This is a genomic window from Streptomyces hyderabadensis, assembly GCF_020404845.1.
Classification (GTDB): domain Bacteria; phylum Actinomycetota; class Actinomycetes; order Streptomycetales; family Streptomycetaceae; genus Streptomyces; species Streptomyces hyderabadensis.
Genome location: NZ_JAIOJZ010000027.1, coordinates 102486 through 114292, shown reverse-complemented (window position 1 = coordinate 114292; position 11807 = coordinate 102486). Strand labels below are relative to the sequence as shown.

8 protein-coding genes are annotated in these 11807 nt (G+C 71.8%); 5 read left to right on the top strand and 3 right to left on the bottom strand.

The features are described 5' to 3' along the window. Positions 1–107: 107 nt before the first annotated feature. The 5 genes from K7854_RS21710 to K7854_RS21690 are packed head-to-tail and all read left to right on the top strand — an operon-like array spanning position 108 to position 6183. Positions 108–335, top strand: coding sequence for a 4Fe-4S dicluster domain-containing protein (locus tag K7854_RS21710; protein WP_030145386.1), 228 nt, complete (start codon positions 108–110; stop codon positions 333–335). Between the two features lie 14 nt (positions 336–349). Beyond that, entirely contained in the window at positions 350–1717 is a 1368-nt protein-coding gene (locus K7854_RS21705) for an ABC transporter substrate-binding protein (protein WP_226028212.1), read from the top strand. Then, complete coding sequence (locus K7854_RS21700) at positions 1711–2613, top strand: ABC transporter permease (RefSeq protein WP_372481053.1); 903 nt, start codon at positions 1711–1713, stop codon at positions 2611–2613. Before K7854_RS21705 ends, K7854_RS21700 begins: the two co-directional genes overlap by 7 nt. Beyond that, on the top strand, positions 2591–3427 hold the full coding sequence (locus tag K7854_RS21695; protein ID WP_226028210.1) for an ABC transporter ATP-binding protein: 837 nt from the start codon (positions 2591–2593) through the stop codon (positions 3425–3427). Before K7854_RS21700 ends, K7854_RS21695 begins: the two co-directional genes overlap by 23 nt. An 11-nt stretch (positions 3428–3438) precedes the next feature. Beyond that, positions 3439–6183, top strand: a complete 2745-nt coding sequence (locus tag K7854_RS21690; protein ID WP_226028209.1) for a fumarate reductase/succinate dehydrogenase flavoprotein subunit — start codon at positions 3439–3441, stop codon at positions 6181–6183. 39 nt (positions 6184–6222) lie between these two features. Here the strand turns inward: K7854_RS21690 and recQ are convergent, their stop codons facing one another. The 3 genes from recQ to K7854_RS21675 form a co-directional block, all read right to left on the bottom strand. Further along, entirely contained in the window at positions 6223–8271 is a 2049-nt protein-coding gene (gene recQ / locus K7854_RS21685) for a DNA helicase RecQ (RefSeq protein WP_226028208.1), read from the bottom strand. Positions 8272–8576: 305 nt separating this feature from the next. Continuing rightward, entirely contained in the window at positions 8577–10235 is a 1659-nt protein-coding gene (gene nuoN, locus K7854_RS21680; protein WP_226028207.1) for an NADH-quinone oxidoreductase subunit NuoN, read from the bottom strand. After that, the gene (locus tag K7854_RS21675; RefSeq protein WP_226028206.1) at positions 10232–11803 is read right to left on the bottom strand and encodes an NADH-quinone oxidoreductase subunit M; all 1572 of its coding nucleotides are present in this window, start codon (positions 11801–11803) and stop codon (positions 10232–10234) included. The genes nuoN and K7854_RS21675 overlap by 4 nt, the downstream gene beginning before the upstream one ends. Between the last annotated feature and the right edge of the window lie 4 nt (positions 11804–11807).

Genomic DNA, 11807 nt, shown 5'->3' with positions numbered 1-11807 from the left:
CCTGGAGTTCGTCCGCTTCCGCGGCGACCGGATCGCGATGAACGGTCTGCTCCACCGGTCCCTGTAACCCCGAACACCCCTTTCGCGCACCCTCCCTGGAGACAGCCATGCCTCTGGCGCCCCAGCGGGCCGACGTGCCCGTGACCATCGACGAGTCGAAGTGCATCGAAGGCTGCACGCTCTGCGTCGACATGTGCCCGCTGGACTCCCTCGCCATCGACGAGCGCAACGGCAAGGCGTACATGCACGTCGACGAGTGCTGGTACTGCGGCCCGTGCGCCGCCCGCTGCCCCACCGGGGCGGTCACGGTCAACATGCCCTACCTGCTCCGGTGAGAGGCCGACTTGCCATGAATGCGAAACGCTCCGCCCTCCCCCTGCCCGCCGCCGCTGTGGCGGTGGCCCTGCTCCTCCCCCTCACCGCCTGCGGCGGCGACGCGTCGGCCGACGGGGACGGCTCCACGGTCACCGTGACGGTCGGCTACCAGTCCAGGACGATCAACACGGTCACCGCCGGCACCCTCCTGCGCTCCCTCGGCTACTTCGAGAAGCAGCTCAACTCCCTGAACGACGGCGTCACCTACAAGGTCGACTGGCAGGACTACGCCACCGGCGCGCCCATCACCGCCCAGATGACCGCGGGGAAGATAGACATCGGCTCGATGGGCGACTTCCCCCTGCTCATCAACGCGGCCCGCGGCAAACAGCTCGGCAAGCCGACCCGCCTGGTCTCGGTCACCGGCTACAACCTGCGTGGCGGCCTGAACACCATCGTCGTCGCACCCGGTTCCTCCCTCACCTCCCTGAAGGACCTCAAGGGCAAGAAGGTCTCGACGAGCGTCGGCTCGGCCGCCGACGGGACCCTGGTACGCGCCCTGCAGCGTGCCGGCCTCGACCCCGCCGAGGACATCGAGAAGCTCAACCAGCAGCCCGCGGTGGGCGCCTCGGCCCTGGACGCGGGAAGCGCGGACGCCCTGTCGCAGTTCGTCGCCTGGCCCGGCCTGCTCGCCCAGCAGGGCAAGGCGAAGGCGCTGTACGACGGAGCGCAGCTGAACCTGCCCACCTTCCACGGCGTCACCGCCGTCGAGGAGTTCGCGAAGCAGCGCCCCGCCGTGCTGGAGGCGTTCCTGAAGGCCCAGACGCAGGCGACGGACTATCTGGACGCGCATCCCGTGGCCGCCGCCGAGAAGGTCGCGAAGGCCACCGGCCTGCCCGCCGAGACCGTCTACCTCTACAACGGCGCCCAGGGCATCGCCACCTTCGACCCGGCCGTCAAGCCGCAACTCGTCGCGGCCCTGAAGGAGGACGTCTCGGTCCTCAAGGACGCGAAGCTCACCGGCGACGTGGACGTGGACGCCTTCGTCGACGACCGGTACGTGAAGAAGGCGCTCGGCCCGACCGCGTACGCCGAGCGGCTCGCCGCCACGCCCCCGGAACCGGCCGGCGAGGTCTGGCCCAAGGGTGCGGACAAGACCCTCACCTTCTCCTCCCCCACGGCGCTGCTGCGGCACGTGGCCGGGCATCGCGACGAGGTACGGGCCGCCTACGTCCCCGACACCACCACCGGCACCCTGTGGTTCGCCGACCAGGCGGTGTGGGTGGCCGACGGCGGCGAACTGCTGCCCTTCGTCGCACCGGAGACCGCACGGGCGTACGTCGCCGGGCACGGCGGAGCGCGCGTGGTGCCGTACGCCCAGGCACTGGAGCTGGCATCGTGAACCGCCCCGTCCGCTACGCGCTGCGGGTCGCCTCGCTCACCGTCGCCCTGGGTCTGTGGCAGCTGCTGACCAGCCAGGACATCGACCTGTGGCTGCGCTTCTCGCAGTTCCCCACCGTCACCGATGTGGCGCACACCTTCACCGACCGGCTGACGGGGCCGGATTACTGGACCGACCTCACCGACAGCCTGACCCGCATCCTCGCCGGTTTCCTGCTCGCGGCCGTCCTGGGCGTGGCCACCGGTGTGCTCGTGGCCCGCTCGCGGCTCGCCGAGGACCTGCTCGGCCCGGTCCTCGAAGTGGTCCGGCCCATCCCCGCCATCGCTCTGGTCCCGGTGGCGATCCTCCTCTTCCCCTCCAACGAGCAGGGCATCGTCTTCATCACCTGCACCGCCGCCTTCTTCCCCGTCCTGGTCTCCACCCGGCACGCGGTACGCGCGCTCTCCCCCGTGTGGGAGGAGGCGGTCCGGACCATGGGCGGCGGCCGGTGGCGGGTCCTCGGTTCGGTGGTCCTGCCGGGCGCGCTGCCCGGTGTCTTCGGTGGGCTGTCGGTCGGCATCGGCGTCTCGTGGATCTGTGTGATCTCCGCCGAGATGATCTCCGGACAGTACGGCGTGGGGTACCGCACCTGGCAGGACTACACGGTCGTCGACTACCCGGGCGTCTTCGTCGGCATGGTCACCATCGGCGTGCTCGGCTGGCTCACCTCCACGGCCGTGGAACTGCTGGGCCGCCGTCTGACCCGCTGGCTGCCACGGACGGCGCAGGGTCCCACCGCCCGCCCGAAGCCCGCGCGGTCCGGGGCGGCGCACCCGCACCCTGCCGCCGCCGTACGCAAGGACATCATCCGCACCCGTCCCGAGGAGGCACGCGATGAGCACCTCGTCCGAGACTGAGACTGAGACCGAGAACGAAGCCGAGACGGAAGCCGGGAACGGGAACGAAGCCGATACCGAGGCCGGCGCCGGGACGTCCGGCCGCGGCAGCCGGCTCACCCTGCGCGACGCCGCCCTCGGCCGCCCGGACGCCGCCGCGGTGAGCGGTGTGGACGTCGACGTCTCCCCCGGCGAGATCCTCACCGTGGTCGGACCCTCGGGCTGCGGCAAGTCGACGCTGCTGCGCACCCTGGCCGGTCTTCTGCCGCCGCTGGCCGGAACGGCGGAACAGGACGGGCGCCCCATCGACGGCCCGGGGGCGGACCGGGCCCTGGTCTTCCAGGAGGACGCCCTCCTGCCCTGGCGCAGCCTGCGCGCCAACGTCGAACTCCCCCTCGCCGTCCAGGGCGTGCCCCGCGCCGAGCGCCGGAACCAGGCGACGGCCTGGCTGGAGCGGGTCGGCCTCGCCGCACAGGCCGGGCAGTTGCCGCACCGTGTCTCCGGGGGACAGCGCCAGCGCGCCCAGTTGGCCCGTGCGCTGGCCGGACGCCCCCGCGCCGTCCTGATGGACGAGCCCTTCGGCGCCCTCGACGCCCAGACCCGGGCCGGGATGCAGGACCTGCTGGTGGAGGTACTGCACGGCACCGGAGCCACCGTCGTCTTCGTCACCCACGACGTGGACGAGGCCCTGTTCCTCGGCGACCGCGTCGCCCTGCTCGGCGCCGGCCGCCTGGCCGCCGTACGCGCCGTGCCCCGCCCCCGGGACCGCACCGCGCACGACGACCCGGCCCGCACGGCGCTGCGGCGCGACGTCCTGACATCCCTCGGCACCTGAAAGGCCACCTGGTGGAGATCCCCGCCCTCACCGACGCCGAAGAACTCTCCTGCGACGTCCTCGTCATCGGCGGCGGCACCGCCGGCACCATGGCCGCGCTGACCGCCGCCGAGCACGGCGCGGACGTGCTGCTGCTGGAGAAGGCCCACGTCCGCCACTCCGGCGCCCTCGCCATGGGCATGGACGGCGTCAACAACGCCGTCGTCCCCGGCCGCGCCGAACCCGACGACTACGTAGCCGAGATCACCCGCGCCAACGACGGCATCGTCGACCAGTCCACCGTCCGTCAGACCGCCGTCCGCGGCTTCGCCATGGTCCAGCGGCTGGAGTCGTACGGGGTGAAGTTCGAGAAGGACGAGCACGGCGACTACGCCGTCCGCCAGGTGCACCGGTCCGGCTCCTATGTGCTGCCGATGCCGGAGGGCAAGGACGTCAAGAAGGTCCTGTACCGGCAGCTGCGGCGGCGCGAGATGCGGGAGCGGATCCGCATCGAGAACCGGGTGATGCCGGTGCGGGTCCTGACTGCGGAGGGGCGGGCGGTCGGTGCGGCGGGCTTCCACACCCGCACCGGACGCTTCGTGACCGTCCGCGCGGGCGCCGTGATCCTCGCGACCGGCGCCGCCGGCCGACTCGGTCTGCCCGCCTCCGGCTACCTCTACGGCACCTACGAGAACCCCACCAACGCCGGTGACGGCTACGCCATGGCCTACCACGCGGGCGCCGAACTGACCGGCATCGAGTGCTTCCAGATCAATCCGCTGATCAAGGACTACAACGGCCCGGCGTGCGCCTACGTCGCCAATCCCTTCGGCGGCTACCAGGTCAACCGGCACGGCGAACGCTTCGTCGACTCCGACTACTGGTCGGGCCAGATGATGGCCGAGTTCGCGGCGGAGGTCGCCAGCGACCGCGGTCCGGTCTACCTCAAGCTCAGCCACCTCCCGGAGGAGTCGGTCGCCGCCCTGGAATCCATCCTGCACTCCACCGAGCGGCCGACCCGCGGCACCTTCCACGCGGGCCGCGGGCACGACTACCGCACCCACGACGTCGAGATGCACATCTCCGAGATCGGGCTGTGCGGCGGCCACTCCGCCTCGGGCGTCCGCGTGGACGACCACGCCCGCACCACCGTCCCCCGCCTCTACGCGGCAGGCGACCTGGCCTGCGTGCCGCACAACTACATGATCGGCGCGTTCGTCTTCGGCGACCTGGCGGGCGCGGACGCCGCCCGGTACACGGCCTACGCGGGCGAACTGCCGTCCGAGCAGCTGCGCGAGGCGCACGAACTGGTCTACCGCCCGCTGCGCAACCCCGACGGCCCGCCGCAGCCGCAGGTCGAGTACAAGCTGCGGCGCTTCGTCAACGACTACGTGGCGCCACCGAAGTCCGGCGCCCGGCTGTCGCTCGCGCTGGAGTCCTTCGAGCGGATGCGCACGGACATCGCGGCGATGGGTGCCCGCACCCCGCACGAGCTGATGCGCTGCGCCGAGGTCACCTTCATCCGTGACTGCGCGGAGATGGCCGCCCGGGCCTCCCTGGCCCGCACGGAGTCCCGCTGGGGCCTCTACCACGAGCGCGTCGACATCCCCGAGCGCGACGACGCTTCCTGGTTCCACCACCTCGATCTGCACAAGTCCCCCTCCGGTGCGATGGAGTTCACGGCTCGTCCCGTGGCTCCCTATCTGGTTCCGATCGACGAGTTCACGCCGGTCGGAGGCCCCTCCCGGCACCTCGGTGAGGTGCATCCGGAGCAGGTGGCGACGGCCGGGGCGCGCGATGCCGCACCCCTCGCCACCGGGGCCAGGGCTGGTACCGGGGCCGGGGCCGGGGAGACCTGCCCCTCGGCCACCTCGGCCGCCGAGCCGGGCGCCGCCGGGTCCCCCAGGCTGCTGGAACTGCTCGCCCTGGCCGAGAACGAGCCCGATCTGCCCGCCCTCCGCCCCTACCTGTCCGATCCCGAACCGGGCGTCCGGCGCACGGCGGTCACCGTGCTCACCGAGACCGTCCCGACCGGTACCGGTCCGGCGCTCGCCGCCGCCCTGTCCGATCCCGACGGCGAGGTGCGCGCCGCCGCGGCCGCCTCCCTGCGTGAACTGGCCGAGACGCTGACGCCCGGGCCCGCCCTGGGCGACCCCCTCGCCGAGGCACTGGCCCAGGCCGACCCCGTAGTCCGCGCCACCGCCCTCGACCTGCTGCGCATCCTGCGGCTGGGCGGCACCGGCACGTTCGCCACGGCCCTGGGCGACCCCGACGCCCGGGTACGCATCGAGGCGGTGCGCGGGCTCGTCTCGCTGGACGTCGCCGAGTCGCTCGCCCCGGCCGCCGACGATCCGTCCCGCGAGGTGCGGGTCGCGGTCGCCAAGGCGCTGGGGACGCTGCGGGCGGCACCTGGCACCGGCGGTGCCCTCGACCGGCTCACCGAGGACCCCGACGTCCTGGTCCGCGGCGCCGCCCTCGCGGCCCTCGCGGAGACGGGCTGCCCCGCCCCGCTGGCGGCCCGTGCCGTCGCCGCACTGTCCGACCCCGCCTGGCAGGTGCGGGCGGGCGCGGCCACCGCGCTGTCCGCCGCCCCTTCCGACCACGCGGTCCCCGTCCTCGCCAAGGCCCTCGCCGACCGGAACGCCGACGTCCGCAAGGCGGCCGTCCTCGCCCTGACCCGGCACACGGCCACCACCGAGGACGCCCGGACGGCGCTGGCGACCGTCACCGGTGACACGGACGCCGACGTCAGGGCGTACGCGACCCGGGCCTTGTGACTCCGGGGACGGACACGGAGGCTCCCCTTAGCCGAGTGCCTATATCCAGTCCTCCGGCTCGGGCTCCGGCTCGGGCTCGTGCTCGTGCTCGTGCTCGTGCTCGTGCTGGGGCCAGTCGACCGCGCCGCCGTGCGCGCCGGAACCGGTGCCCGGGCCGTCCGACGGGGCGGGCGCGGGCGCCGGGGCGGAGCCCGGTCCGTCCAGCCCGGCCAGCACCTCGATCACGCCCTCGCCGTAGGTCGCCAGCTTCTTCTCACCGACTCCGCTGATGCCCCCGAGCTGCCCGACCGAGGTGGGCCAGACGGTGGCGATCTCCCGGAGGGTGGCGTCGTGGAAGATGACGTACGCCGGGACGCCCTGCTCACGGGCCTGTTCCGCCCGCCAGGCACGCAGTGCCTCGAAGGCGGGGACCAGCTCCGCGGGCAGCTCGGCCGCGGCCGCCTTCGCCTTGCGCTCCCCGCGGCCGCCGCCCGCCGACCTGGCCACCGCGGGCTTCTTCGGCTCCTTGCGCAGCGGCACCTCCCGCTCCCGCCGCAGGACCTCGCCGCTGGTCTCGGTCAGCACCAGCGTGCCGTACTCCCCCTCGACCGCGAGCAGTCCCTGGGCCAGCAGCTGCCGGGCGACGCCCCGCCACTCGCCCTCGGTCAGCTCCTCGCCGATGCCGAACACGGAGAGCTGGTCGTGGTCGAACTGGATGACCTTGGCGGTGCGCTTGCCCAGCAGGATGTCGATGATCTGCCCGGCGCCGAACTTCTGCCCCCGCTCCCGCTTCAGCCGTACCACCGTCGACAGCACCTTCTGCGCCGCGACCGTGCCGTCCCAGGTCTCGGGCGGTGTCAGGCAGGTGTCGCAGTTGCCGCACCCGGCCCGGTCCGGGTCCTGCCCGAAGTAGGCGAGGAGCTGGCCGCGGCGGCACCGGGCGGTCTCGCACAGGGCGAGCATGGCGTCCAGGTGGGACTGGGCCCGGCGGCGGAACGCCTCGTCGCCCTCACCGGACTGGATCAGTTTGCGCTGCTGTATGACGTCGTTGAGGCCGTACGCCATCCACGCCGTGGAGGGCAGGCCGTCCCGTCCGGCGCGGCCGGTCTCCTGGTAGTAGCCCTCCACCGACTTGGGCAGGTCCAGGTGGGCGACGAACCGTACGTCCGGCTTGTCGATGCCCATGCCGAAGGCGATGGTCGCCACGACCACCAGGCCCTCCTCGCGCAGGAACCTCGACTGGTGCGCCGCGCGGGTGCCCGCGTCCAGGCCCGCGTGGTAGGGCACCGCTTCGATGCCGTTGCGCGACAGGAACTCGGCGGTCTTCTCGACGGAGTTGCGCGAGAGGCAGTAGACGATGCCGGCGTCGCCGGGGTGCTCCTCGCGCAGGAAGCTCAGGAGCTGCTTCTTGGGGTCGGACTTCGGGACGATCCGGTACTGGATGTTGGGACGGTCGAAGCTGGCCACGAAGTGCCGCGCGGCCGGCATGTTCAGCCGCTCGGTGATCTCGCGGTGGGTGGCGTCGGTGGCCGTCGCCGTGAGGGCGAGCCGGGGCACGTCCGGCCAGCGCTCACCGAGCAGCGACAGGGTGAGGTAGTCGGGCCGGAAGTCGTGGCCCCACTGGGAGACGCAGTGCGCCTCGTCGATGGCGAAGAGGGAGATCTTGCCGCGGGAGAGCAGATCGAGGGTGCTGTCCAGGCGCAGCCGCTCGGGCGCCAGGTACAGCAGGTCCAGCTCCCCGGCGAGGAATTCGGCCTCGGTCACGCGCCGCTCGTCGAAGTCCTGCGTGGAGTTCATGAACCCGGCCCGCACGCCGAGCGCCCGCAGCGCGTCGACCTGGTCCTGCATGAGCGCGATCAGCGGCGAGACCACGATGCCCGTGCCGGGCCTGACCAGGGCCGGGATCTGGTAGCACAGGGACTTGCCGCCGCCGGTCGGCATGAGCACGACGGCGTCGCCGCCGGCGATCACGTGCTCGACGATCGGCTCCTGCTCACCGCGGAATGCCTCGTACCCGAAGACCCGGTGCAGGGTGGCCAGCGCCTCGCTGTCCCCGTCCCTCACCTGCGCCGTCTCTGTCATCTCGCCGATCACGCCCGTCCCGCCCATCGTCTGGTCCCCCGTACGCACTGCCTCGCCCGTCCGGCCTGCCTGGTCCGTCCTGCCCCGACCACTGCCTCAACGATAGGGGTCCGCGCCGACAGCCCCGGAGTTATCCACAGGCTTCGCCCGTGACGGACAGCCACACGCCGATAACCTGCCGTCCTGTCTCCCTCCTACCAGCAGGGACAACCTGACCGGCATCAAACCGCGCCGCGGCGGCGAGTAGCCCCCTCCCCGAACGGCTGTGGTCCGGCACCTCACCGAAGAGGTGCCGGACCACAGCCGTGCAGCCGCAAGCCGCGAGCGCAGCGTCAGCGCACGAACACCCCCGCCTGACCCGCCAGGTCCAGGAAGTACTGCGGCGCCACGCCGAGCACCACCGTGACCGCCACGCCCACGGCGATGGCCGTCATCGTCAGCGGGGACGGCACCGCGACCGTCGGGCCCTCCGGGCGCGGCTCGCTGAAGAACATCAGCACGATCACCCGGATGTAGAAGAACGCCGCGATCGCCGACGAGATCACACCGATCACCACCAGCGGGGCCGCGCCGCCCTCCGCCGCCGCCTTGAACACGGCGAACTTCCCGGAGAACCCGGAGGTCAGCGGGATGCCGGCGAAGGCCAGCAGGAACACCGCGAAGACCGCAGCCACCAGCGGGGACCTGCGGCCGAGCCCCGCCCACTTCGACAGGTGCGTCGCCTCGCCGCCCGCGTCGCGCACCAGCGTGACGACCGCGAAGGCGCCGATCGTGACGAAGGAGTACGCGGCCAGGTAGAAGAGGACGGACGAGATGCCCTCCGGCGTGGTCGCGATGACACCGGCGAGGATGAAGCCCGCGTGCGCGATCGACGAGTACGCCAGCAGCCGCTTGATGTCGGTCTGCGTGATCGCGACGATCGCGCCGGCCAGCATCGTGACGATCGCCACGCCCCACATCACCGGCCGCCAGTCCCAGCGCAGGCCGGGCAGGACGACGTAGAGGATGCGCAGCAGGGCGCCGAAGGCGGCCACCTTGGTCGCCGCCGCCATGAAGCCGGTCACCGGCGTCGGCGCGCCCTGGTACACGTCCGGCGTCCACATGTGGAACGGCACGGCGCCCACCTTGAACAGCAGGCCCATGACGATCAGCGCGGCGCCGACGAGCAGCAGCGCGTCGTTGCCCATGGTGTCCGCGAGCGCCGGGGTGACGTTCTGGACGGTGCCGTCGACGACCTGGGCGATGGTGCCGTACGACATGGAGCCCGCGTAGCCGTAGAGCAGGGCGATGCCGAACAGGGTGAACGCGGAGGCGAAGGCGCCGAGCAGGAAGTACTTGACCGCCGCCTCCTGCGACATGAGCCGCTTGCGGCGGGCCAGCGCGCACAGCAGGTACAGCGGCAGGGAGAAGACCTCAAGCGCCACGAAGAGCGTCAGCAGGTCGTTGGCCGCCGGGAAGACCAGCATGCCGGCGACGGCGAAGAGCAGGAGCGGGAAGACCTCCGTCGTGGTGAAGCCGGCCCTGACCGCCTTCTGCTCGCTGTCGCTGCCGGGTACGGCGGCCGCCTGGGCGGCGAAGGAGTCGACGCGGTTGCCGTGCTGCTCCGGGTCGAGGCGCCGCTCGGCGAAGGTGAACAGGCCGACCAGGCTGGTCAGCAGGATGGTGCCCTGCAGGAACAGAGCGGGTCCGTCGACGGCGACGGCGCCCATCGCCGCGATGCCGGCCTTGGTCGTGCCGTATCCGCCCGCCGCGAGGGCGACGATCGCGGCGAACGCGGCGATCAGCGCGACGGCGGACACGAACATCTGCGCGTAGTAGCGGGACCTGCGCGGCACGAAGGCCTCGACCAGGATTCCGATGATCGCCGCGCCGAGGACGATGAGGACGGGTGACAGCTGCCCGTACTCGATCTTCGGCGCGTCGATCTTGGCGATCGGGTTGGCCGCCGTCGCCGCCGTTGTCCACAGGCTGTGGACGGCTGTTGCGCTCACTTGGCCGCCTCCACCTCAGGCTGGGGGTCCTTCTTGTGTACGTCGGACATGGTCTGCTCCACCGCCGGGTTGACGATGTCCGTCACGGGCTTCGGGAAGACGCCCAGGAAGATCAGCAGCGCCACCAGCGGTGCCACCACCACCAGCTCGCGCACCCGCAGGTCGGGCATCCCGTTCACCTCGGCCTTCACCGGGCCCGTCATCGTCCGCTGGTAGAGGACGAGGGTGTAGAGCGCGGCGAGGACGATGCCGAGGGTGGCGATGATGCCGATCACCGGATAGCGGGTGAACGTGCCGACCAGGACCAGGAACTCGCTGACGAAGGGCGCCAGGCCCGGCAGCGAGAGGGTCGCGAGGCCGCCGATCAGGAAGGTGCCGGCCAGGATCGGGGCGACCTTCTGCACACCGCCGAAGTCGGCGATGAGCCGCGAGCCGCGCCGCGAGATCAGGAATCCGGCGATCAGCATCAGCACGGCGGTCGAGATGCCGTGGTTGACCATGTACAGCGTGGCGCCGGACTGGCCCTGGCTGGTCATCGCGAAGATGCCCATGATGATGAAGCCGAAGTGCGAGATCGACGCGTAGGCGATCAGCCGCTTGATGTCGCGCTGGCCGACCGCGAGCAGCGCGCCGTAGATGATGCTGATGACCGCCAGGACCAGGATGACCGGCGTCGCCCACTTGCTGGCCTCCGGGAAGAGCTGGAGGCAGAAGCGGAGCATCGCGAAGGTGCCGACTTTGTCGACGACCGCCGTGATGAGCACGGCGACGGGCGCGGTCGACTCCCCCATGGCGTTGGGCAGCCAGGTGTGCAGCGGGAACAGCGGCGCCTTCACCGCGAAGGCGAAGAAGAAGCCGAGGAACAGCCAGCGCTCGGTGCTGGTCGCCATGTCCAGCGAGCCGTTGGCCCGCGCCTCGGCGATCTCGGTGAGCGAGAAGTTCCCGGCGACCACATAGAGGCCGATCACCGCGGCCAGCATGATCAGACCGCCGGCCAGGTTGTAGAGGAGGAACTTCACCGCGGCGTACGACCGCTGGGTCGCCGCCGTCTTCTCGCCGTGCTCGTGGGCCCGGTCGCCGAAGCCGCCGATCAGGAAGTACAGCGGGATCAGCATGGCTTCGAAGAAGATGTAGAAGAGGAAGACGTCGGTGGCCTCGAAGGAGATGATCACCATCGCCTCGACGGCCAGGATCAGGGCGAAGAAGCCCTGCGTCGGCCGCCACCGGCTGCTGCCGGTCTCCAGCGGGTCGGCGTCGTGCCAGCCCGCGAGGATGATGAACGGGATCAGCAGGGCGGTCAGCGCGATCAGCGCCACCGCGATGCCGTCCACGCCCAGTTCGTAGCGGACGCCGAAGTCCGCGATCCAGGAGTGGGACTCGGTGAGCTGGTAGCGGTCGCCGTCGGGGTCGAAGCGGACCAGGACCGCGATCGCCAGCGCGAGTGTGGCCAGCGAGACCAGCAGCGCCAGCCACTTGGCCGCGGTGCGTTTCGCGGCCGGCACGGCTGCCGTGGCGATCGCCCCGACGGCCGGGAGGGCCGCCGTGACTGTCAGCAGGGGAAAGGACATCGGT

Bases quoted from the DNA above. Each gene is read 5' to 3' on its own strand.
- K7854_RS21695 (WP_226028210.1), top strand. From the start codon at position 2,591: ATGAGCACCTCGTCCGAGACTGAGACTGAGACCGAGAACGAAGCCGAG.
- recQ (WP_226028208.1), bottom strand. From the start codon at position 8,271: ATGGGCGGGACGGGCGTGATCGGCGAGATGACAGAGACGGCGCAGGTG.
- K7854_RS21705 (WP_226028212.1), top strand. From the start codon at position 350: ATGAATGCGAAACGCTCCGCCCTCCCCCTGCCCGCCGCCGCTGTGGCG.
- K7854_RS21675 (WP_226028206.1), bottom strand. From the start codon at position 11,803: ATGTCCTTTCCCCTGCTGACAGTCACGGCGGCCCTCCCGGCCGTCGGG.
- K7854_RS21710 (WP_030145386.1), top strand. From the start codon at position 108: ATGCCTCTGGCGCCCCAGCGGGCCGACGTGCCCGTGACCATCGACGAG.